The sequence below is a fragment of the Roseibium sp. genome (assembly GCF_965233565.1).
Lineage (GTDB): Bacteria > Pseudomonadota > Alphaproteobacteria > Rhizobiales > Stappiaceae > Roseibium.
Genome location: NZ_OZ247494.1, coordinates 3,827,652 through 3,848,616, shown reverse-complemented (window position 1 = coordinate 3,848,616; position 20,965 = coordinate 3,827,652). Strand labels below are relative to the sequence as shown.

Here is a 20,965-nt window from a genome sequence, read left to right as displayed (position 1 = left end):
GTCTCGCCTGCTGTCTGTTCAGCGCCCTCTCCTTCAACGGGATCCAGGCGCGGGTAGGACGTTTGCACACGTGTGCAATGCGCGTTTTACAGAGGCGGTGTTACGGCCATGTGACAGCCGAAAATTTTCAATGGAGACCGGACTGACCTGTCTGATCTTCAGGATATCGGCAAATGATGACAGTTTGAGATGACGCCGGAGCCACAGCGATATCAGTCCAGCCGCGCCTCCAGTTCCCGACGTTCGAAGGGAACCGTCTTGCCCTCCGCCGTCAGCTGGCAGATGCGTGTCGGGGCACCGGTTTCATCGAGTTCCACAAGCCCGATCCCGGACGCATTCAAAATGCGCTGTCCGTGAGGCGTACCGACAGGTTTGCGTGGAATGACCTTCATGCCGCGGCGCTTGGTGAACCAGTTGAGCGGCGACCTTGGCGCAAAGGCCCAGCGGTTGCCGAAATCGAGTGTCCGGATCAGTTTTTCCGGCCAGGTGTTCTTGATGCCGGAACTGCAAACCTGCCAGATCTCGGGGCCGTTCGCGAGTTCACCGCTCAGATCCGGCTGCCCGTGGCGCAGTTCAACGTCATAGACGAAGGAATAGTGCACATCGCCGGACAGGATCACGAAGTGACGCGGTGTGTTGCGGTGGCGAAAGACATTCAGGATCGCCCCTGCCGTCCCTGGATGCGCCATCCAGTATTCGGCGTCGACCATCAGCGGCTTGCCGATGACCGTAAAGAATTTCTGGATTGCCTCGATCAGCTTGACGCCGAAGATCGGTGCAGCGGACACCAGCAGAACAGCGTCCTTGCCGCGCAGCTGCGCCTGCAGGTCCGTTGCCGCCTCCCAGTCGAGCAGCCCTGAAGGGTAATGAGAATTACGCTCCGAGCGCCAGCGGCGGGTGCGCGTGTCCAGCACGATCAAGGGCGGGTCCGTCGGCCACTGGAAATCCCAGGCCTCGAAGGCCAGAATCGCGTCGATGGCTGCATCGTGGCGGTCGGTACCCGGTGCCTCCAGCGCGTCGCGGACAGGTGCTTCCAGGTCGGCCCGGAAACTCTCCGGCCGATTGCCCCAGCCCTGGTTGACCGCATAGGCCAGGATGGCGTTGCCGATCACCCTCTTGGCAAGCGGATGACCATAGGCGGCCTGCTCCCAGGCCAGCGACAGGTTCCAGTCGTCGGTGACGTCATGATCGTCAAAGATCATGGCCGTCGGCAGATGCGCCATCAGGCGCCTGGCGGCCGGCAGGTCCTCGACAAAGGTCTTCAGTGCCTCCGTCTCCTGCACATACATGGCCTGCTCGTCTTCGCTCAAACCGTCCGGCATCTGGAATTCGGGCATGTCCGACCAGAGGGCCGGCGACCAGACGAGCAGATACATGGCCAGCATTTCGGCCAGTGTGATCAGATGATTGCGGGCATGCTGGGAGGTGAAGATCGGCTTGGCGGTGCCGCCGAAGAGCACGTCGAACACCTTTGCATTCTGGTCGATTTTCGGCAGAAGCCGGTCTCGGCGATACAGCATGTCACCCACTGCGTGCAGGGCATGCCCGGAGGCCGGCAGATCGGTTTCAAGCCCGGCCAGCGTTTCATCGCGCAAGCCGAGCCTCTCGCAGATGTCGCCGATGGCCTGCACCATGGGTCCGGCGACATCATCCACATAGACCTGGTCACCGCTCATCACCAGCAGCGAGGGCCAGCCCTCCTCGTTGATCCCGGGCGTGTCCCGGCCCGGCAGCCGGTCCGCCAGATGCCGGTCGGCCGCCACCAACCCGTCACGCGCCTTGGCATGCGGCTTGCGGCAAGATCCGTGCAGCAACGATTTGATGCGCAGCGGCACCATGAAGCCGGGCCTCTCCGCACCGGAATAGGTGAGATCGGGGGCCCAGACGGTATGGTCCTGCCATCCACCTTCCGGGTCGTCCTCGAACATCAGGTTCAGCCTGTAGCTGATCCAGGTTTCCGGCGGCAGCGGTGTATCGACGGCCACATCGATCAGGAGATAGTGGAGATACACACCAGCGCTGAGACACGCCAGCTCCTCTGTCCCGGGTTCCAGCACATATTCGCGGGATGCTTCCGCTTCCGGCTGCAATTCCAACCTGACCTTTGCAGGCGCCCTCACCGCCATCCAGATCGTGACGCGGTCCGAGGTGACCTTGCGCAAAATCGGACCGGCCAGGACCGCAGGCAGACCCGCCTCATGCTGCATGTTCGTCTCCGTCTTTCCTGATCATCTCGCACAGGTGTGAATGGTCGGACACCACCTGATCGGCATATGCACGCGCGGCATCGACCAGGTCTTCGGCCTTGTCCGCAAGTGCGTCGGCCATGACCCGTTCAAAGCGCACCGACCGGCGGTCGCCGCGGGAATGGGTGCGGGCCAGCGCCACGCCGCAGGCCTTGGCGTAATCCTTCAAGGCCATTGCAGGCTTGTCAGCTTCCAGAAGATCTTCCGGATCGACTGCCAACCTGGCGTGATGGCGTGAGCGCACCAGCCAGTGCACACCGTTCCAGACCGCTTCATCCAGCACCAGGTCGGGTCGGCGCATCATGCGTCGCTGGCAATCGACCGTCAGGTGTGCCGGGTTCATCCGGTTGACAGGCGACAGGTTTGCAAAATGGTGGATCAGCGCAGCTTCGCGCTGCTGCTTGATTTCCACCACATGGGTCTCCCGAAACGCTTCACCATCCGTCGCCCCGGCCGGGCCGACCAGAAAATAGAAGCGCTCGACACTGAGCGAACCGGTCCCGGCGCCAAGGCGGCGAGACACGTCAAGGACCGAATCATCCAGATGTGGCCGGAACACGTCTTCCAGTTCATCAGCCAGGGCAGGTTCAACCGGGGCAAGCTTGCTGTTCTCCGGATCGAACCTGAAGCCGCCTCTTGTCCGCACAGCCAGCTTGGCGATCGAGGACTTCTTCTCGAAATGCTTGCCGGCCGGAGCCCTTGCCTTCGCCTTGTCCAGCGGCTTTCTGAGAAAATGATCCTTGTCGAACCGTTTGACCGCATCGTCCCTCTTCTCCGGATCCAATGCGATCTTCTTCAAGGCCTTGCGATAGGACCCCAGGAAGCCTTCAGCTGCCTTTGCTGCGTCCTTTTTCCCTGGCGGTTTCTGAACCTTGAAAGCCTCCGCACTGCGGTAGCGTCCAGCCCCGAGGCCTTCCAGATAGTCCGCAACCAGGAACAGGGACACACAAAAGCGCGCCAGATCAAATGCCGCATGGCCCTCGGCGGCGTCGTCATAATCGTTGGGAGCCCAGATCACCGTGTCGCCGTAGCTGCCTTCCTCTGTCAGGAAGCCGAAATTGGCCAGGTGACAATCGCCGACAATCCGCGTCAACGGTGCCTGAAGAAGCTGCTCGGGCAGTTTCAGGCTGCCGGCAGCAAGATCCGCATAGAAGATCTGCGCCGAGCCACGCAGGAACTGAAACGGCGAACGAGCCATCTTCTGGTGCTTGTCGAGGACGGGGTGGGTTTCAGGCGCTGCGCCGTCGACGCGCTTCAGTTCCGCGGAAATCAGCCCCTGTCGTTTCTTGTCCGCGCTCATGCCCTGCCTCTATAGCCGCCTTGATGGGAGATCCGGTCCATACATTGCCGCTTCCCTGTCTTCAGGCACTTTCACATATGACGCTGACCGGGAGCCTGCAACCGGTCGGTTACATTCCGCGACAAACAGCCGGGATTTCGCCCCGAATTCCAGTTCACAGAGATTGCAGGGCGACTGTTGTAGCGCATACCCCCAATGGATCCCGCCCGCAGCACGGCCACGCGCTTTACATTTCTTTACATAGAAGAAGAACGCCAGAAAACGAGACAGCTTATCTCTTCCTTGCAGAGAGGGGCACTTTCCCCAACCCGTCGCCGGCCCTGGCGGATGCCCGGCGACCCAACGCAAGGAACAAACCCATGTCACGCAATTCCCAGCCGACCAGAACGCGCCGGCTGATCGCCGGAAGTCTTCTGGCGCTCGGTCTGGCATTCGCATCGACAGCCGTCCTCGCGCAGCCGCGCATGACACCGCCGCCCGTGAAGGAAATGGCAGCCGCACTCGAATTGTCCGACGACCAGGAAGTCGCCTTCACGCGAATTTTCGAGGCCCATATCGCGAAAACCAAGGCCCTGATGGTCAAACACGGCATCGATCCGGATGGCGGGCGTCCGTCCTATCGAACCCGGCGGGCCATGAAAGGCGAGCTGGACCAGAACCGCGAAGTGCTCGAGGCCGAGCTCGCCACCGTTCTGACAGCCGATCAGCTCGCCCAGCTCAGAGAGATTGGACCGCGGAACCTCCGACCGTGAGGTTTCGCCCTGAGACCGGATTAGCCGCCTGCGCCGATCCGGTCTCCGTTCCGCGACTTCTGTTTCCTTGGGTGCAGGTTGTCGCAAACAACCGAGGAGACAGGACATGTTGCACAAACTGGAGAACAAACGCTTGAAATCCAACAACAGCAAATTCAGCCGTCTTGCCACCGCCTGCATCGTCAGCACAGGGATCCTGGCCGGCAGCGTTCTGACCGTAAACGGCGCCCCACAGGTGTCCGGCCCGGCCTCGGAGATCCTGAAGGCACAAAGCGCCGTCACTGCCTCGGACGACTCCGGCCTTCAGTTTATCGGCTGGCGTCGCGGCGGCAAGTTTCAGGAGATGAGCGATGAAGACATCGAAAAGCGGGTCTCCCGGTTCGTACAGCATGTCGCCATTGAAATTGATGCAACGCCGGAGCAGATCGACCAGATCGTCGCCATCCTGACGCCTGCGGCCATCGAGATGAAGGCCGTGCATAAGGATCTCGCGTCGACCGGCAAGGATCTGCACGAACTGATCCTTGCGGATAATGTCGACCGGTCTGCCGTCGAGGCCTTGCGCGCCGAGAAACTCGCGCTGGCGGACGAAGTCAGCCGGAGACTGACCAGCGTGATGATCGATGTCGCCGAAGTCCTGACGCCGGAGCAGCGCGCCACACTGGATGAAAGAATCGAGGAGTTTCGCGGCAAACGCTTCGGTTGGCGCCGTCACTAGTCATACTGCGGTGGGTTCGCGCGATGCCGGGGCAGCAAAACATTTGAAGCGGCCGCCGTTTGGCTGTTCAATCATTGCCGATTGAACAGCCTTTCTCCAGGCCTCGACACCAACAGGACCCATGCCCCAGCAGATTCTCCTGATCGAAGACGACGCCCGGCTCGCCACGATGGTCCAGGACTATCTCGGCGGGTCCGGATTTCAGGTCACCGTTGCCGGAACCGGTCAGAAAGGCCTCGACCTGCACCGGCAACGGCAGTTCGACGCCATCCTGCTTGATCTGATGTTGCCGGATTTCGACGGTCTTGATCTCTGCAAGACGATACGGGCGGACAACGCCACGCCCATCGTGATGCTGACGGCCAAGGGCGAACCGATGGATCGCATCATCGGCCTGGAACTGGGGGCGGACGACTACCTGCCCAAACCCTTTGAACCCAGGGAATTGCTCGCCCGGCTCAAGGCCGTCCTCCGGCGCGGCACCACCGAACCATCACACCGGATCCTGCGCTTCGGCCGCCTGGAAATCGACCCGGATGCCATGGAGGCACGCGTCGGCGACCGGGTCTGCGATCTGACGGCGCACCAGTTCAATCTGCTGGAAATCCTGGCCAACAGGGCTGGCCGCGTATTGAGCCGTGACACCATCATGAATGCCCTGAAGGGCGAGAACCTGGCCTCCTTCGACCGGTCCATCGACGTACATGTCTCGCGGATCCGGGCGGAAATCGAGGACGACCCGAACAAGCCGCGCCGGTTGATCACCGTGCGCGGTGCCGGCTACGTCTTTGCCCGGTCACAGGACTGAGCCAGATGATCCATCCGTTTCGCAAGCTGTTTGCTCCGTTCCTGATGCGACGGCTCTACCTGCAGATCTACGGCGTCATGCTGGCCAGCCTGCTCCTGGTGGTAATCCTGTCTGCCCTCTTGTGGGAGGTATACGGCCGCGACCGGGTCAACCGCGATGTGCTCGATTCCATCAGCCGCTTCGTGGCACTGACTCTGCCACCGCCCGGCGCCAGCATTGCGACTCAACAGGCGACGATCGAGAGATTGGGCCAGGATCTCGAGCTGGAACTGAAAATGTTCGACGCGTCGGGCCGCCTGATCGCCAAGTGGGGCGACCCGGACATGCCCGATGACCGGTTCCACGGCCAGACCGGCTGGTTTCGCGCGGACGGAGGCCCGGTTGTCGCCCTGTCCCTTCCGGACGGGCGCTGGCTCGTGGCAGATGCGGAACGACGTCCGGGCGCGGCGCCGGTCGTCAATCTCCTGGCCGCCCTCGCCCTGATCGGTCTTTGTGTCGGTGTTGGCGTCTATCCGATTGCGCGCCGGCTGACCAAACGCCTGGAACAATTGCAGGAAGGGGTGGAGCGGATCGGTGCCGGCGACCTGAAGGCGCGTGTCGACGTCAAGGGCCTGGATGAGGTGTCGCAGCTGGCACGCAGTTTCAACGCCTCCGCCGACAAGATAGACAAACTGGTCACGGCACATCGCCTGCTCCTCGCAAATGCCAGCCACGAGCTGCGGACACCGCTGGCCCGCATCAAGCTGGGCCTGGAGATGGAACAGGACCAACCCTCGCCAAAACGCCAGGAAGCCCTGAAACAGGACATTGCCGACCTCAATGCGCTGATCGAGGAGATCCTGATGATGAGCCGGCTGGACGCGGCGATGCCGCTCGACAGCCGTGAGCCGGTCGACCTCCTTGCGTTGATTGCGGAGGAATGCGCCAGGTTCGAAGGCTGCTCCTTTTCCGGAACCGCTCCGGAGATCGAGGGCGATCCCCGTCTCTTGCACCGATTGCTCGCCAATCTGCTTGAAAACGGTCTTAAACACGGGATCCCGCCGGTCACAGTGACGCTGAGCTCCTCTGCGAACGTCGTCACGCTGGATGTTTGCGACCAGGGCCCGGGCATTTCGATGGCCGAACGCGCGACGGTTTTCCAGCCTTTCTACCGCGGCCCGGATCGACAGAACATCGACGGCTACGGCCTCGGCCTGCCTTTGGTGCGCAAGATCGCACAAGCCCATGGAGGCTGGGCGGATGTCGTTGCTGTTACGGGCGGGAAGACCGGTGTTCGCGTGACCTTGCCATCCAGCCCCTAAGCTCGAAACGCCAATCAGGACCTTTGCGATCCTCCAGATCGTGGCGACGGTTTCAGGCTTTTTTCGACAGGAGGAGCACGAAGGGATCAATTGTTCCGGCGAGGCCCGCCTCTTCGCCTTCATGGGTGTGCGTGACCTGAAAACCTGCCGCTTCCAGATGCTTCGTCAACTCGCTGGTTTGATAAAAGACATAGAACCGTCCGAAACGGTCACGCTGTTCTCCGCTGCCCCGCTTCATGCCCAGGTGAAGAATGGCGCCAGGCAGAAGCGCTTCGTGAAGCTGCCTTAAATGCCCCGGCAGCGCAGCACGTGACGCATGCAGCAGGCTGAAATTGACCCATGCGCCATCATAGTGCGCAGATGGCAACGGATCGCTGAAGGTTGCGCAGCGCGCATTCAGTCCGAATTGAGTGCGCGCAAGAGCCACCATTTCCGGGGAAGCATCCACGGGATCCGGGTCGAACCCCGCGTCCTGCATATGCGCCGACGCTGTCGCAGGTCCACAGCCCCAGTCGAGAACCCGTGCGCGCACGGGCAGCAGCGCCATGAATGCCTGCAGGGAGCCGCTCGGACTGCTGCTGGCAAACCGCGCAGCATAGTCACCGGCCTTTTCGTCATAGATGCGGATCGTTTCGCTGTCGGACATGCGCAGGCGCCCCTTTGTTGATCCGGGCGTACTTCGTCCAAGCTGAAGCGTCTTGTCCAGCAACGCCCCGTTCAATTCTTACCCGTTCGGCGTGCGAGGCTTTCAGATTCTCATCTCACAAGCCAGTGCGGCCCGATGGAAAGGGATCCGTCACGACGCCAACGCCCATTAGTCCTGGCGAAAGGTGGAAACCCCCGTAGACCGGCAACCGCATGAGGACATGCATTTCCAGAGAAGGTCAAATCTGAATTGTCGGAAGAGAAGAAATGGTGGAGCCAAGGGGAATCGAACCCCTGACCTCTTCGCTGCCAGCGAAGCGCTCTCCCAGCTGAGCTATGGCCCCTTGTCCATTTGGTGCCGGTTTGGGTCTCCGGCGTTGATGGAGGCGGGTTATAGTCACACCTCCGCACAAGATCAAGCAGAAAATCGCGCTAATTTTCGCCAGGCTTGTGGAAAAGATCAGGCAGAGCAAAAACTCTGCCTGATCAATAGCTTACTGATCCGGGTCTTCGTCGATCTCGACGCGGATACCCGGCACGTTGTCTTCGTCTTCGTCCTCGTCGTCGATGAAGACGTCGTCGTCCGAGCTGTCGTCATCGTCCAGCTCGACATCATCGTCTCCGTCGATGTCCGGCACGTCGTCGCCGCCCTCGGCTTCCGCGTCCGCTTCTTCGAGCGTGACGATTTCCGGAGCCGCTGCGTCGTCCTCGTCCTCATCTTCCTCAGGCTTTTCTTCAGCCTTGGCCGCCTTGGCGGCACGGGAGGTCATGACGGTCTCGAAGATCGTACCGCATTTCGGGCACGTGATCGGGTCCCGGTTGAGGTCGTAGTATTTCGCGCCGCAGCTCGGGCACAGCCGCTTGGTGCCAAGTTCAGGTTTTGCCACTGTGCTCACCCTTCGTAGTTATTGGACGACTTGAATTAGTGGGCAGCCCCATAGCCTCAAGAGGTTTCCCTGTCAAAGGCTAATCGGGAGAAATTCGTTACTTCGCCCATTGTTCTGCACGTTGCGGGTTAAATTTCAACCACCAGACCGGTTTATCCCACGCTTGCCCACTATGCATCGAACTTTCCTCGCCCGGAGAAATGCAGCCTGAGAAGATGACGAAGCCGCATCTGCGTGATAGGACGTGACACCTTTTGACAACCGACAAGGGTCCAGACCCTGAAATTGCGGACATTCGAAAATGTCACATGCTTCCACGCCCACGCCACTCACCTCGAGCATGGGCACTCCCCTTACCGGCACGATCCGCGTGCCCGGCGACAAATCCATTTCCCACCGCTCGCTGATGTTCGGCGCCCTTGCCGTCGGCCGCACCACCGTCAACGGCCTGCTTGAATCCGAAGACGTTCTGGCAACCGCAGACGCCATGCGCGCCGTCGGCGCCACGATCGAGAAACACGATGACGGCAGCTACACCGTCGACGGCATCGGTCTCGGCAGCCTGCTGGAGCCGGACCATGTCATCGATTTCGGCAATGCCGGGACCGGCGTGCGCCTGACCATGGGCATTTTCGGCAGCCACAACATTGCCGCCACGTTTGTCGGCGACGCGTCGCTCTCCGGACGGCCGATGGGCCGGGTGCTCGATCCGCTGCGCGACATGGGCACAAACGTGATCGCCCGTGACGGCGACCGCCTACCGGCCTCGATCCGCGGACCGGAACAGGCCCTGCCTCTGACCTACCGCGTGCCTATGCCCTCCGCCCAGGTGAAATCCGCCGTGCTTCTGGCCGGCCTCAACGCGCCGGGCGTGACCACCGTGATCGAACCGATCGCGACCCGGGATCACACGGAGAAGATGCTGAAGGGTTTTGGCGCCGAGATTTCCGTTTCTCTGAACGACGCCGGCGAGCGGGTCATTCGCCTGCAAGGCCAGCCGGAGCTGAAACCGCAGGACATCGATGTGCCCGGCGACCCGTCTTCCGCCGGGTTCCCGCTGGTGGCGGCGCTGATCACACCGGGATCCGACATCATGATTGAAAACGTGCTTCTGAACGAGCATCGCACCGGACTGATCACGACGCTGATCGACATGGGCGGCGACATCGAGATCGTCAACCGGCGCGAAACAGGCGGTGAAGAAGTCGGCGACCTGCGCGTGAAGGCCAGCAGGCTGAAAGGCATCACCGTGCCGGCAAGCCGCGCACCGTCCATGATCGACGAGTATCCGGTGCTGGCCGTGGCCGCGGCCTTTGCCGAGGGCGACACTTTCATGCCGGGCCTGGACGAACTCCGGGTCAAGGAATCCGACCGGCTTGCCGCCGTTGCCCGGGGCCTGGAAGCCAATGGCATCCCTTGCGTTGAAACCGAGGACACGCTCACGGTGACCGGCGGTGCCAACGATATCGGCGGCGGAACGGTCGTCACACATCTCGATCACCGCATCGCCATGTCCTTCCTGGTGCTCGGCATGGCTGCCCACAAGCCGGTGACCGTTGACGATGGTGCGGTCATCGCCACCAGCTTCCCGACCTTCACGACGCTGTTTGAAGGCCTCGGCGCCCGGATTTCCGCCCAACCCAGCGAGGCTGCATGATCATTGCAATCGACGGTCCGGCCGCGTCCGGCAAAGGCACACTCTCCCGGCGGCTGGCGGATCATTTCGGCCTGCGCCACCTGGACACCGGCCTGACCTACCGGGCCGTCGCCGCGGCCCTGCTGGCAAAGGGTCTGCCGCTTGGCGACGAACCGATCGCCATCGAGATCGCGCAGAACCTGGACCTTGCCCAGATGGACAAGAGCGTTCTGTCCGCGCATGAGATCGGTGAAGCCGCCTCGCGCATTGCCGTTCTCGGCGGCCTGCGGGAGGAGCTGGTCAACCTGCAAAGGCGCTTTGCCGAAACGCCGCCGGGCGCTGTCCTGGACGGACGCGACATCGGGACCGTGGTCTGCCCGCATGCAACCGTCAAACTGTTCGTCACCGCCTCGCCCGAGGCGCGCGCCAGGCGGCGGACCGACGAGATGATCTCCAAGGGACAGGAGGCGGTTTACGCCTCGGTTCTGGATGATCTGAAGCGCCGGGACGAGCGCGACAGCCAAAGAACAGTGGCTCCGATGAAACAAGCGGACGATGCGGTCTTGCTTGATACGACAGAAATGGATATAGAGACCGCGTTCCAGGCGGCTGTGGATATCGTTTCGCGCGCCAGGGATGCCTAGAGGACGTGGGGCTCACCCTTGGTGTGCCCCTGTTCGTGCATCCGGAGCAAAGTGGCCTCAGGGCCGCTGGTTCTTGATTTAAGAACAAAACTCAATTTCGGCAGGACGCCGCCAACTGGCGCCCTGTGACGAGACCGGATTTTCCGGCTCCCGCCCCGCCGGCCCGCTTTTTGAGCGGAAGGATCAGCGAAACGCGATCCCGGGAGACAGACGATCCGGAGTGCAACACCAACCCGCCGGCGGCGCGCCAAAAGGCGCCAGGAGAACGACTTGACTGATTTTAATCCCTCCACTGAGGATTTTGCGGCTCTTCTCGAAGAGTCCTTCGTCCAGAACGACCTTTACGAAGGTGCTGTTGTCAAAGGCACCGTCGTTGCCATCGAAAAAGACCTCGCCGTCATCGACGTCGGCCTGAAGGTCGAAGGCCGCGTGCCGCTGAAGGAATTCGGCGCGAAAGGCCGCGACGGCGAAATGGGTGTCGGCGACGAAGTTGAAGTTTACCTGGAGCGTGTCGAAAACGCTCTCGGCGAAGCTGTTCTGTCGCGCGAAAAAGCACGCCGCGAAGAAAGCTGGGTTCGCCTCGAAGCTGCTTTCGAAGCCAACGAAAAAGTCAACGGCCAGATCTTCAACCAGGTCAAGGGCGGCTTCACCGTCGATCTGGATGGCGCCGTTGCCTTCCTGCCGCGCTCGCAGGTGGACATCCGTCCGGTGCGCGACGTGACCCCGCTGATGCACACCCCGCAGCCGTTCCAGATCCTGAAGATGGACAAGCGCCGCGGCAACATCGTCGTGTCCCGCCGTGTTGTTCTGGAAGAAACCCGCGCCGAACAGCGTTCGGAACTGGTCCAGAGCCTGGAAGAAGGTCATACCGTGGAAGGTGTGGTCAAGAACATCACCGATTACGGTGCGTTCGTCGACCTCGGCGGTATCGATGGCCTGCTGCACGTCACCGACATCGCGTGGCGCCGCATCAACCATCCGTCGGAAGTTCTCACCATCGGCCAGACCGTCAAGGTGCAGATCATCCGCGTCAACCAGGAAACGCATCGCATCAGCCTCGGCATGAAGCAGCTTGAAACCGATCCGTGGGATGGCATCGAAGCCAAATACCCGATCGAAGCCAAGTTCTCTGGCCGCGTGACCAACATCACGGACTATGGTGCATTCGTTGAACTGGAGCCGGGCATCGAAGGCCTGATCCACGTTTCTGAAATGTCCTGGACCAAGAAGAACGTCCATCCGGGCAAGATCGTTTCCACTTCCCAGGAAGTCGAAGTGATGATCCTGGAAGTCGATCCGGTCAAGCGCCGCATCTCCCTGGGCCTCAAGCAGACCCTGCAGAACCCGTGGGATGCGTTCGCCGAACAGTTCCCGATCGGCACCGAAGTCGAAGGCGAAGTCAAGAACAAGACCGAATTCGGCCTGTTCATCGGCCTCGACGGCGACGTGGACGGCATGGTTCACCTGTCCGATCTCGACTGGAACCGTCCGGGCGAGCAGGTCATCGAAGAGTTCAAGAAGGGCGACATGGTCAAGGCCGTCGTTCTGGACGTTGACGTCGACAAGGAGCGTATCTCCCTCGGCATCAAGCAGCTCTCCGGTGATCCGATGGAATCCGGTGCAGCCGGCGAACTTCGCAAGAACTCTGTTGTCACCTGTGAAGTCGTCGAAATCAAAGACGGTGGCCTGGACGTCAAGATCGCAGACAGCGACCTGACCGCGTTCATCCGTCGTGCCGACCTCTCCCGTGACCGCGAAGAACAGCGCCCGGAAAAATACTCCGTTGGCGACAAGTTCGACGCCCGTATCACCCAGTTCGACAAGAAGACCCGCCGGGTCACCGTGTCGATCAAGGCCCTGGAAATCGCCGAAGAGAAGGAAGCTGTCGCTCAGTATGGCTCCTCCGACAGCGGCGCCTCCCTCGGCGACATCCTGGGTGCGGCTCTGAAGCAGCAGTCCGACGACTAAGTCTTCCGGTCTCATCGAGATCTGAAAACGGAAAAGCCCGGCAGCGATGCCGGGCTTTTTGTTTGTCGGATAGCAGTGCCGGGGATTGTCTTGAGCAGATCCAGCCCGGCCCAGACCGTCGGTTCAGGCTGACTTTATGCCGTAATTTGCCACAGCGCCGAGAACTTCGTCGATCTCGCCCGCTGACAGGATATGAGGCGTGCCGATAGTGCGGCTGAGAATATAGGCGCGTGCCAGCACTTCCAGCTCTTCCAGGCGCCAAAGCCCCTTCTCCAGCGTTTCGCCCGTCACCACGGCGCCGTGATTGGCCATCAGGCAGCCGCTTCGATCCGTCATGGCCTCGACAACGGCCTCTGCCAGCCGGTCGCTTCCGAACAGCGCGTAGTCTGCCAGGGGCACCGTGTTGCCGCCGAAAAGCGCGATCATGTAGTGGCAGGCCGGGATTTCCTCCCGGTTGATGGAGAGTGCCGTGCAGTGAACCGGATGGGCATGGACGACGGCATGCATCTCCGGTTTTGCCTTCAGCAGCGCCAGGTGGAACTGCCATTCGGTCGAGGGCGGATACGGTCCCTCTGCTGGCCCGTCATCATCCAGGGGCAGTGAGGCCAGCATGTCCGGTGTCATGCGGTCATAGGGAATGCCGGACGGCGTGATCACCATCCGGTTTCCGGCGCGTGCGGAAATATTGCCGGAGGTCCCCTGATTGACGCCGCGCCGGTTCATCTCCAGGCAGGCATCGATGATGGCCTGACGCAGGTCGAGCGTGTCGTCGTAAGGTGGTTTCAACATGTGTGTCACGCGAGATTGAGCATTTCTGCAGCGGTTCTGGAACAGGTCGCGACATGGGTGGCGTAACCGCCGCGAATGGCAGCCAGCATCGGCCTTGCCCGGTTTTCGCCGGCACCGACCAATAGTCCCATATCCTTGCCGCGCATCTGTTCCAGGGTGACCGCAATCATGCGATCCTCGATCTCCCGGTCGAGACCCTTGCCGTCCTGATCGATGAGCCGCCCGCAAATCACGCCGGTCGCTCCTTTCGAGGCACATGCCTCAACGTCGGAGGGATCCAGGAGCCCCGTGTGCACCACGTGACTGTCCGCGGTGCAGGTGCCGCAGGCAAAGAGGGTCTTGTTGCAGTCGGCAACGGCGTCGAGCTGCATCCGGATCACCGGCTCCTGCTTGAGGCGTTCGGCGAGATCACGCTCCGACAGCAGCAACGGCACATGCAGGTTGACGCAATGCGCTCCGTAGCGGCGCGCCAGGGTCGCCGAACAGGTCTCCGCCGCAAAGCCGAGTGCCGCCGGACGGGACCCGACCAGCTGCACTACGGTCAGGTCTTCCACAGTGGTTCTGGGGGCGGCTTCGGCCACCCGGTAGACGGTCTCGCCCCAGGCAACGCCAAGCCGGTCCCCAGGCTCCAGCAGGCTGGGCAGCCAGTCCGCCACCACCCGTGTCACCCGGTCGAGCGACGGGTCCGGCTCTCCGGGCGCTGACGGCACCACGATGGCGTCCTGCAGCCCGAAACGGTCAACGAGCGCGCGTGCCAGCTCCTGGTTCCGGAAGATATACGTATCGAGACTGATGCGCACATAATCGCGCCGGCGCGCCTCGGACAGATAGTTGACGACCGTCGCCCGCGAAATGCCCAGACGCTCGGCGATCTCGTTCTGGTTCATGCCTTCCTGGTAGTAGCACCAGGTGACTTCGATGATCGCCTCGTCCTGGGATCTTGCGCGAATGGCCGCCTTTCCCTCCGGCGACCTGGATTTGGCGCCGCCGCCCGTCATGCGCTCTCTTTGAACTTGCTGAGATCGGGAAACAGTTCGGCGAGCCCATCCGCGCTTGCCTGACAGATGCCACGTTCCGTGATCAGTCCGGTCACCAGATGGTTCGGCGTTACGTCGAAGGCCGGGTTGCCGCCGGGCGTACCGACCGGCGTCACCTGCACCTGCGCGATCTCGCCGGCCTCTGTCAGCCCCTGGACATGGGTCACTTCGCGCTCAAGGCGTTCCTCGATCGGGATTTCTGCGACGCCATTATCCACCGTCCAGTCGATGGTCGGCGACGGCAGGGCGACATAGAAGGGAACATTGTTGGCCCTGGCCGCCAGGGCTTTCAGATAGGTGCCGATCTTGTTGCACACATCTCCCCGGCGCGTGGTGCGGTCGGTTCCGACGATCACGAGGTCGACCTGGCCGTGCTGCATCAGATGTCCGCCGGCATTGTCGGTGATGTAGGTATGCGGAATGCCGTGACTGCCCAGCTCCCAGGAGGTCAGGGCGCCCTGATTGCGCGGCCGGGTTTCGTCGACCCAGACATGGATCGGGATGCCGGCGTCATGGGCCTGATACATGGGGCTGGTCGCGGTTCCCCAATCAACCGTTGCAATCCAGCCGGCGTTGCAATGGGTCAGGATCCGGACCGGTTCACCGTTCTTTTTCCTGGCAGCAATCTCCCGGATGATCTCCAGCCCGTTCAGGCCGATGTTGCGATTGATTTCAACGTCTTCATCGGAAATCTCATGGGCCAGTTTCAACGCGGCCTCCGCGCGATCAGCCTCGGCAAGCGTCTTCAGATACGTCCTGCTGCGCGTGAGGGCCCACCGCAGATTGATTGCCGTCGGGCGGGTCTTGTCGAGAAACGCGAAGGCTTCGTCCAGATGTGCATCCGAGGGGTCAAGCCGGGCCGCCAGGGCCATGCCATAAGCCGCCGTCGCGCCGATCAGCGGCGCACCGCGCACACGCATTTCAACAATCGCGTCGGCAAAATCCTGCAATGTGTCGACCTGCTGGATGCGAAACTCATGCGGCAGCCACCGCTGATCGATGATCTGCAAGGCCCCCTTGTCCGCGTCCCACCAGAGCGAGCGGTAATGTGTGCCGTTGACCTTCATAGGACGTCCTTTGCGTTATAGAGGCGGGCAAGATCGAGAAGTTCTTTTGTGTTGCCGAGCGTTTCGGCAGTGCGGATGAGGTCCGCCCCCATGGCGAGATTGCGCGCTTCCAGGCGGCGTTTCAGACCCGTGTCTTCGATATCCTCAAAGTCGGCATTGTGCGCAAGTGAGAGCGTGCGCCGGTGCATCTCGATCCCGCAGAAACCAAGGGCCTCGGCGCGAATTTCGGCAAGCAGAGCGGCACAGGCCTCATGGGACGCGTGTCCCTGGTCTTCAAACAGGCTCGCAGGGTAGAGCATGCCGGTACGCTCAGTGTCCCAGAGGCGCCGGAACTCGGCATCAAACTCGGCCAGGGTTTCCTCAACGACCGCGAGGATCCAGTCCTGATAGCTCTCCAACTCCCCAGCGCTGCGATGCGCGGGCTGACTGAAATAGGCCATCAGGAAATTGGCAGTCAGCATGCCGAGGTCGAAACCCATCGGGCCGTATTGTACGAATTCCGGATCGATGACCCGGCTGTCGCTGTCCGTCGACATGATTGAGCCGCTGTGCAGATCGCCATGCACCATGGTTTCGGTGTTCGACGCGAATTTCATCAAGAGACGCTGGACGCGCGCCTTCAGCTGTGCATCGGACCGCAGCTGTTCCACCACGGGATCAAGCCCTTCCGTGTGGTGGTTCATTTCCGCGCCGAAATAGGGATCGGTGAAGACCAGCGCTTCGGTAATGGCCGGGATCTCCACGTTGCCCGAAAACAGGCCGACATCCTGTTTCTTGTCTGCGCTTTTCATGGAGAGTTCGGACCCGCGAAAGGCCGTGCGTGCGCAAAAGCGACCCAGAAAGCCCCCCAGCCCGTCAACGGTCTCGCCGTCGATCAGCTTGCGCCGCAGGATCTTGTGCGGCGCCAGAAATTCCATGACGATCAGGGCCTGGACCTCGTCAAAATGGTAGATCTCGGGCACCGCGCCCGGATCGCGCTCGGCCTGACGCACAAGGGCATGATTTTCGTAATAGGCGCGATAGAGCGGCAGGGGCCAGCTGTCACCGACCAGACGGACATAGGGCAGCGCCTGCTTGACGATCACCGTGCCCAGTGGACCTTCGACGATAAACACCAGGTTCAGATTGCCGTCGCCGACCTCCTGCACCTTCCAGTTCGCCGGGTCGGCCCCAACCCTCTCAGCAATGGCGGGAACCGCGGCCAGGCGCGCCCCGAGTTCCTCGGGCGTCAGCGCCCGATACTGATCTGGCTTGTCCATCTTTTTGCTCTTTCCTCCCGATTTGCCCCGACTAAAAGGTAGTTTTATTCAAAAGTCAACGCTGTTGACAAATGACTATTTTGCATGCTGTAACGGTTTCAAGCGAGAGCCATGCTCGCCTGGAATTGGGAGGAAAGGTGGTAGAGGTCACCTGCAAACTGAGCGGACTGGAGAAGTCCTTCGGGCAGAATCACGTGCTGCGCGGCATCGATCTGGAGCTGCGCGCCGGCGAGGTCACGGCCCTGATGGGCGCCAATGGCGCCGGCAAGTCCACGCTCGTGAAAATTCTCTGCGGCTATCATTTCGCGGACGCCGGGAACCTCGTTCTCAACGGCTCGCACTATGAGCCTGCCGATCCGGCTGACGCCATCTCGAAGGGCGTCGTGACAGTGCACCAGTCCATCGACGACGGTGTCATTCCGGACCTTGATGTGGCGACCAACCTGACGCTGGACCGCCTGACGGAACCCGGCGCCGGCCTGTTCGTGAACGACCGCAAACTGCGCCAGCAGGCGCGCGAAATTGCCCGCAGCATGGGCCTCGACATGGATGTGCGCACGCGGGTCGCGGACCTCGATGTCGCCGACCGTCAGATGATTGCGATTGCCCGCGCCATGGCCCGGGCTCCGAAACTGCTCATTCTGGACGAGCCCACCTCCTCCCTCTCGGCCTCGGAGGCAGAACGCCTCTTCTCGCTGATCGACAGGCTGCGGGCGGAAGGCGTCGCCATTCTCTACATTTCCCACCGCATGTCCGATATCCGCCGCGTCGCCGACCGGATCGTGTCCATGCGCGACGGGGCGATTTCCGGCCTGTTCGAGACAGAGCCGCTCGATTATGTCGGTGCGGTCAATGCAATGCTCGGCCATCAGATGACCGAGGTCGACATCACCCCGGTCCAGGGTGGGGCCCCGGTCCTTGAAATCAGCGGGTTGCGTCTTTTTGAGGGCAGTCCGGCGATCAACCTCACTGCGTGCGAAGGCGAGGTCATCGCCGTCACCGGCCTTCTGGGCAGCGGCACCACCGAGCTCGCCGAAGTCATTTTCGGCCGGTCAGCGCCTGCCGCCGGCGGCCTGAAGCTGGATGGTCGACCGTATCGGCCCAAGGGGGCGGCAGATGCCGTGTCGCAAGGGGTCTTCATGTCTCCCAAGGACCGCTCCGTGAATGCCGTGATCGCGGATTTCGACATCGCCAACAATATGACCCTGCCGTTCCTGGGGGCGTTCAGCCGGTTCTCGTTCCTGAGCGATCGCGCTCAGAGACGGGCTGCGAGCGACATGATCGACAGGCTGGGCGTGGTGTGTCAGAGCGACCGCGACGACATCTCCACCCTGTCGGGCGGAAACCAGCAGAAGGTGATGATCGGCCGCTGGCTGCTCAAGGCTTCACGCGTCCTGCTTCTGGACGAGCCTTTCCAGGGGGTCGACATCGGCGCCCGCCGCGATATCGGGCGGTACATCCGGCAGAGCGCCGCCGATCGCACCACACTCGTCTTCGTCGCCGAAATCGACGAGGCCCTCGAAATCGCGGACCGGATCATCGTTCTGCACGAGGCCGAGATTTCCGGCGAATACCTCAATGAAAATGTCGATCTGAACAGTCTGGTTGCCGATGTCTCCGGCCCGGACCAGACCCAGACACAAGCCCTGGCGGGATAAACAAAAGCTCATGAACAAGAACGCACTCGAACTCGCCATCCGATACGGTTTTCTCGTCCTTCTCTTCGGGCTGGCCGTGTTCTTCAGCCTTTATGCGAGCGGATTTGCCAGCCCGCGCTCTGCGGTCTTCATCTTTCAGTCCGTCGCCATCACCGGCATTCTCGCGCTCGGCGTGACCTGCACCCTGGTCGTCGGCGGTTTCGACCTGTCGATCGGCTCCGTCGCCACCTCCGCCCTGATGCTGTCCGCCTATTCCATGGTGATCCTGGAGCAGCCTGCCATTGTCGCCGTCGGCCTGTGCCTTGCCATGGGGGCGCTCGTCGGCCTGGTCAACGGTCTGCTGATCGTCAAGATGCGTGTCCCCGACCTGCTTGCCACGCTCGGCATGATGTTCCTTCTGATCGGTCTTCAGCGCATTCCGACCCAGGGCAATTCCATCGCCACCGGCATGAGCCTTCCGGACGGATCTGTTGCGGAAGGTACCTTTTCCGCCGCCTTTCTCTGGCTTGGCCGGCACCGGTTCGATCTGTTTCTCGACAGGCTTCTGCCGGTCCCGGTGGTCGTCTTCCTGCTGATCGCCCTCTTCATCTGGCTGTTCCTCGGCTACACCCGCCACGGCAGGCTGATGTATGCCATCGGCTCGAATGAACGCGCGGCCGGCCTCGTCGGCACGAATGTCCAGCGCTACAAGATCATCGCCTACATGATCTCCGGCATGCTGGCCTCGGTCGGCGGCATCCTTTTGGCCGCACGCCTCGGCCGCGGCGACATTGCCTCCGGCAACAATCTGCTTCTGGACAGTGTTGCGGCCGCCCTGATCGGGTTCGCCGTTCTGGGCGCTGCCCGTCCAAACGCCTTCGGAACCGCCGCCGGTGCACTGTTCGTCGGCATTCTTCTTCAGGGGCTCACCATGATGAACGCCCCCTACTACATGCAGGATTTCGTCAAGGGCGCCGTTCTGGTCGCCGCCCTTGTCTTCACATTCTACCTGTCGTCGCGCCGCGGCGGCAGGAGAACAACGTGACGCCCTAAAGGCGCCGCTCTGATAGGGAGGAAGCAATATGTTGAGAAGAGAATTCATCAAGCTCGCGGTCGCAGCCGGTGTGGCGATGACCGGAGGAAGTGCGTTCGCAGCCGACATGCCGGCCCCGTTCGACAAGCCGGAAGACGTCAAGATCGCGCTTGTGCGCTACCTGTCGACCGGCGACTTCTTCCAGTCCTACCTTGCCGGTGTCGAGCGCCAGGCAGAAGCACTCGGCGTCGATCTGCGCGTCTTCGACAGCCGCCAGGACGCCGCGCTTCAGGCCGACATGGTGGACCAGGCCATTGCTCTGGAAGTCGACGGCATCATCATTCAGCACGGCCTGACGGAGTCCATGAAGGCCGCAGCGCAGCGCGCCGTCGATGCAGGCATCAAGGTGGTTGCCTTTGACGTCAATGTCGAGAACGAGGCCATTCCGCAGATCGAGCAGTCGGATTACCTCCTTGGCAAGCTGGCCCTGGAACAGGCCATCAAGGACAATGGCGACAGCTTTACTGCCGGCTATGTCTATGTGCCCGGTATCGCACCGCTCGACCGCCGGGATGTCGCCTGGAAGGAAGTGAAGGAAGCCAATCCGGGCATCAAGGAAGCGGCCATGTTCGGCACGCTCGACAACCCGATCGCCAACTCCGTGGCCAACCAGGCCCGGTCCGTGCTGCAGGCAAACCCGACGATCAATGTGGTCTTCGCTCCCTATGACGAGTTCGCCAAGGGTGTGAAGATCGCTGTTGACGAAGCCGGTCTCAATCAGGACATCTCGATCTACTCCGCGGACGTCTCCACCGCCGATATTTCGGCAATGCGCGAACCGGATTCCGCCTGGAAGGCAACCGTTGCGACCAACCCGGCCGTTGTCGGTGAAGTCAGCGTCCGGAGCCTTGCCCTGATGCTTGCCGGCAACAATCCGGGGGCGCAGGTCATCGTGCCGCCGACGCTCATCACACAGGATTTCCTGAACGAGCAGGACGTCAAGAACATGGATGATCTCGGCAAGAAAATGCCGCAGTTCCAGCACGCTGATGTGGCAGTCGCCGAATGGATCCCGCTTCCCGCGCGGTGAAATCCGGTGAGGTGGACGGATTGATCCACCGTCGCGACAAAGCCCGGCAAATTGCCGGGCTTTCAGGATTTTAACAAAGTCACTCCGTCATTCCGGACGGTCTGCAGCGTAGCTGCATAGCCAGATCCGGAACCCAGCGAACACTTCG

18 protein-coding genes and 1 tRNA gene are annotated in these 20,965 nt (G+C 61.7%); 10 read left to right on the top strand and 9 right to left on the bottom strand.

Going from position 1 to position 20,965, the window contains the following annotated elements; all coding sequences use genetic code 11:
- Window positions 1-212 precede the first annotated feature (212 nt).
- Complete coding sequence (locus tag ACO6TG_RS17700) at window positions 213-2,207, bottom strand: alkaline phosphatase D family protein (protein WP_422374396.1); 1,995 nt, start codon at window positions 2,205-2,207, stop codon at window positions 213-215.
- The gene (locus ACO6TG_RS17695) at window positions 2,197-3,546 is read right to left on the bottom strand and encodes a DUF2252 family protein (protein ID WP_422374395.1); all 1,350 of its coding nucleotides are present in this window, start codon (window positions 3,544-3,546) and stop codon (window positions 2,197-2,199) included. The genes ACO6TG_RS17700 and ACO6TG_RS17695 overlap by 11 nt, the downstream gene beginning before the upstream one ends.
- Before the next feature lie 359 nt (window positions 3,547-3,905).
- Between ACO6TG_RS17695 and ACO6TG_RS17690 the strand changes: the two genes are divergently transcribed.
- From ACO6TG_RS17690 to ACO6TG_RS17675, 4 genes are all read left to right on the top strand, one after another.
- Window positions 3,906-4,298 carry a hypothetical protein gene (locus tag ACO6TG_RS17690; RefSeq protein ID WP_422374394.1) on the top strand — a complete coding sequence of 131 codons (393 nt, stop codon included), beginning with the start codon at window positions 3,906-3,908 and terminating at the stop codon, window positions 4,296-4,298.
- A 106-nt stretch (window positions 4,299-4,404) separates the two neighbouring features.
- Complete coding sequence (locus tag ACO6TG_RS17685; protein ID WP_422374393.1) at window positions 4,405-5,016, top strand: Spy/CpxP family protein refolding chaperone; 612 nt, start codon at window positions 4,405-4,407, stop codon at window positions 5,014-5,016.
- Window positions 5,017-5,137: 121 nt separating this feature from the next.
- Window positions 5,138-5,824: a response regulator gene (locus ACO6TG_RS17680; protein WP_422374392.1), complete on the top strand. Its 687-nt coding sequence runs from the start codon at window positions 5,138-5,140 to the stop codon at window positions 5,822-5,824.
- A gap of 5 nt (window positions 5,825-5,829) precedes the next feature.
- The gene (locus ACO6TG_RS17675) at window positions 5,830-7,125 is read left to right on the top strand and encodes a sensor histidine kinase (RefSeq protein WP_422374391.1); all 1,296 of its coding nucleotides are present in this window, start codon (window positions 5,830-5,832) and stop codon (window positions 7,123-7,125) included.
- Between the two features lie 52 nt (window positions 7,126-7,177).
- On the opposite strand, the gene ACO6TG_RS17670 is transcribed toward ACO6TG_RS17675, so the two are convergent.
- The 3 genes from ACO6TG_RS17670 to ACO6TG_RS17660 form a co-directional block, all read right to left on the bottom strand.
- Window positions 7,178-7,771 (bottom strand): class I SAM-dependent DNA methyltransferase, encoded by a 594-nt coding sequence (locus ACO6TG_RS17670; RefSeq protein WP_422374390.1) that lies wholly within the window; start codon window positions 7,769-7,771, stop codon window positions 7,178-7,180.
- Window positions 7,772-8,038: 267 nt separating this feature from the next.
- A tRNA-Ala gene (locus ACO6TG_RS17665) sits at window positions 8,039-8,114 on the bottom strand.
- Between the two features lie 150 nt (window positions 8,115-8,264).
- Window positions 8,265-8,657, bottom strand: a complete 393-nt coding sequence (locus tag ACO6TG_RS17660) for a TIGR02300 family protein (protein WP_422374389.1) — start codon at window positions 8,655-8,657, stop codon at window positions 8,265-8,267.
- Between the two features lie 301 nt (window positions 8,658-8,958).
- On the opposite strand from ACO6TG_RS17660, the gene aroA reads away from it, so the two are divergent.
- The 3 genes from aroA (at window position 8,959) to rpsA (ending at window position 12,905) form a co-directional block, all read left to right on the top strand.
- Complete coding sequence (aroA, locus tag ACO6TG_RS17655) at window positions 8,959-10,314, top strand: 3-phosphoshikimate 1-carboxyvinyltransferase (RefSeq protein WP_422374388.1); 1,356 nt, start codon at window positions 8,959-8,961, stop codon at window positions 10,312-10,314.
- Window positions 10,311-10,937: a (d)CMP kinase gene (gene cmk, locus ACO6TG_RS17650; RefSeq protein ID WP_094073540.1), complete on the top strand. Its 627-nt coding sequence runs from the start codon at window positions 10,311-10,313 to the stop codon at window positions 10,935-10,937. The genes aroA and cmk overlap by 4 nt, the downstream gene beginning before the upstream one ends.
- Window positions 10,938-11,207: 270 nt before the next feature.
- Window positions 11,208-12,905, top strand: a complete 1,698-nt coding sequence (gene rpsA / locus ACO6TG_RS17645) for a 30S ribosomal protein S1 (RefSeq protein ID WP_422374387.1) — start codon at window positions 11,208-11,210, stop codon at window positions 12,903-12,905.
- Window positions 12,906-13,028: 123 nt separating this feature from the next.
- Here rpsA and ACO6TG_RS17640 read toward each other — a convergent pair whose 3' ends face one another.
- The 4 genes from ACO6TG_RS17640 to mtnK are packed head-to-tail and all read right to left on the bottom strand — an operon-like array spanning window position 13,029 to window position 17,057.
- Complete coding sequence (locus ACO6TG_RS17640) at window positions 13,029-13,694, bottom strand: class II aldolase/adducin family protein (protein WP_422374386.1); 666 nt, start codon at window positions 13,692-13,694, stop codon at window positions 13,029-13,031.
- 5 nt (window positions 13,695-13,699) lie between these two features.
- The gene (locus tag ACO6TG_RS17635) at window positions 13,700-14,692 is read right to left on the bottom strand and encodes a sugar-binding transcriptional regulator (protein WP_422374385.1); all 993 of its coding nucleotides are present in this window, start codon (window positions 14,690-14,692) and stop codon (window positions 13,700-13,702) included.
- Window positions 14,689-15,798, bottom strand: a complete 1,110-nt coding sequence (mtnA, locus tag ACO6TG_RS17630; RefSeq protein WP_422374384.1) for an S-methyl-5-thioribose-1-phosphate isomerase — start codon at window positions 15,796-15,798, stop codon at window positions 14,689-14,691. The genes ACO6TG_RS17635 and mtnA overlap by 4 nt, the downstream gene beginning before the upstream one ends.
- Window positions 15,795-17,057 (bottom strand): S-methyl-5-thioribose kinase, encoded by a 1,263-nt coding sequence (gene mtnK, locus ACO6TG_RS17625; protein ID WP_422374383.1) that lies wholly within the window; start codon window positions 17,055-17,057, stop codon window positions 15,795-15,797. The genes mtnA and mtnK overlap by 4 nt, the downstream gene beginning before the upstream one ends.
- A 137-nt stretch (window positions 17,058-17,194) precedes the next feature.
- Between mtnK and ACO6TG_RS17620 the strand changes: the two genes are divergently transcribed.
- From ACO6TG_RS17620 to ACO6TG_RS17610, 3 genes are all read left to right on the top strand, one after another.
- Window positions 17,195-18,715, top strand: coding sequence for a sugar ABC transporter ATP-binding protein (locus ACO6TG_RS17620; RefSeq protein WP_422374382.1), 1,521 nt, complete (start codon window positions 17,195-17,197; stop codon window positions 18,713-18,715).
- A 10-nt stretch (window positions 18,716-18,725) separates the two neighbouring features.
- Window positions 18,726-19,739, top strand: coding sequence for an ABC transporter permease (locus ACO6TG_RS17615; RefSeq protein ID WP_094073533.1), 1,014 nt, complete (start codon window positions 18,726-18,728; stop codon window positions 19,737-19,739).
- A gap of 85 nt (window positions 19,740-19,824) precedes the next feature.
- Window positions 19,825-20,817, top strand: coding sequence for a substrate-binding domain-containing protein (locus tag ACO6TG_RS17610; RefSeq protein WP_422378903.1), 993 nt, complete (start codon window positions 19,825-19,827; stop codon window positions 20,815-20,817).
- Window positions 20,818-20,965 lie beyond the last annotated feature (148 nt).

Bases quoted from the DNA above. Each gene is read 5' to 3' on its own strand.
- ACO6TG_RS17610 (WP_422378903.1), top strand. From the start codon at position 19,825: ATGACCGGAGGAAGTGCGTTCGCAGCCGACATGCCGGCCCCGTTCGAC.
- ACO6TG_RS17695 (WP_422374395.1), bottom strand. From the start codon at position 3,546: ATGAGCGCGGACAAGAAACGACAGGGGCTGATTTCCGCGGAACTGAAG.
- ACO6TG_RS17685 (WP_422374393.1), top strand. From the start codon at position 4,405: ATGTTGCACAAACTGGAGAACAAACGCTTGAAATCCAACAACAGCAAA.
- ACO6TG_RS17680 (WP_422374392.1), top strand. From the start codon at position 5,138: ATGCCCCAGCAGATTCTCCTGATCGAAGACGACGCCCGGCTCGCCACG.
- ACO6TG_RS17675 (WP_422374391.1), top strand. From the start codon at position 5,830: ATGATCCATCCGTTTCGCAAGCTGTTTGCTCCGTTCCTGATGCGACGG.
- cmk (WP_094073540.1), top strand. From the start codon at position 10,311: ATGATCATTGCAATCGACGGTCCGGCCGCGTCCGGCAAAGGCACACTC.
- mtnA (WP_422374384.1), bottom strand. From the start codon at position 15,798: ATGAAGGTCAACGGCACACATTACCGCTCGCTCTGGTGGGACGCGGAC.
- ACO6TG_RS17670 (WP_422374390.1), bottom strand. From the start codon at position 7,771: ATGTCCGACAGCGAAACGATCCGCATCTATGACGAAAAGGCCGGTGAC.
- aroA (WP_422374388.1), top strand. From the start codon at position 8,959: ATGTCACATGCTTCCACGCCCACGCCACTCACCTCGAGCATGGGCACT.
- ACO6TG_RS17615 (WP_094073533.1), top strand. From the start codon at position 18,726: ATGAACAAGAACGCACTCGAACTCGCCATCCGATACGGTTTTCTCGTC.
- mtnK (WP_422374383.1), bottom strand. From the start codon at position 17,057: ATGGACAAGCCAGATCAGTATCGGGCGCTGACGCCCGAGGAACTCGGG.
- ACO6TG_RS17635 (WP_422374385.1), bottom strand. From the start codon at position 14,692: ATGACGGGCGGCGGCGCCAAATCCAGGTCGCCGGAGGGAAAGGCGGCC.
- ACO6TG_RS17690 (WP_422374394.1), top strand. From the start codon at position 3,906: ATGTCACGCAATTCCCAGCCGACCAGAACGCGCCGGCTGATCGCCGGA.
- ACO6TG_RS17700 (WP_422374396.1), bottom strand. From the start codon at position 2,207: ATGCAGCATGAGGCGGGTCTGCCTGCGGTCCTGGCCGGTCCGATTTTG.
- ACO6TG_RS17640 (WP_422374386.1), bottom strand. From the start codon at position 13,694: ATGTTGAAACCACCTTACGACGACACGCTCGACCTGCGTCAGGCCATC.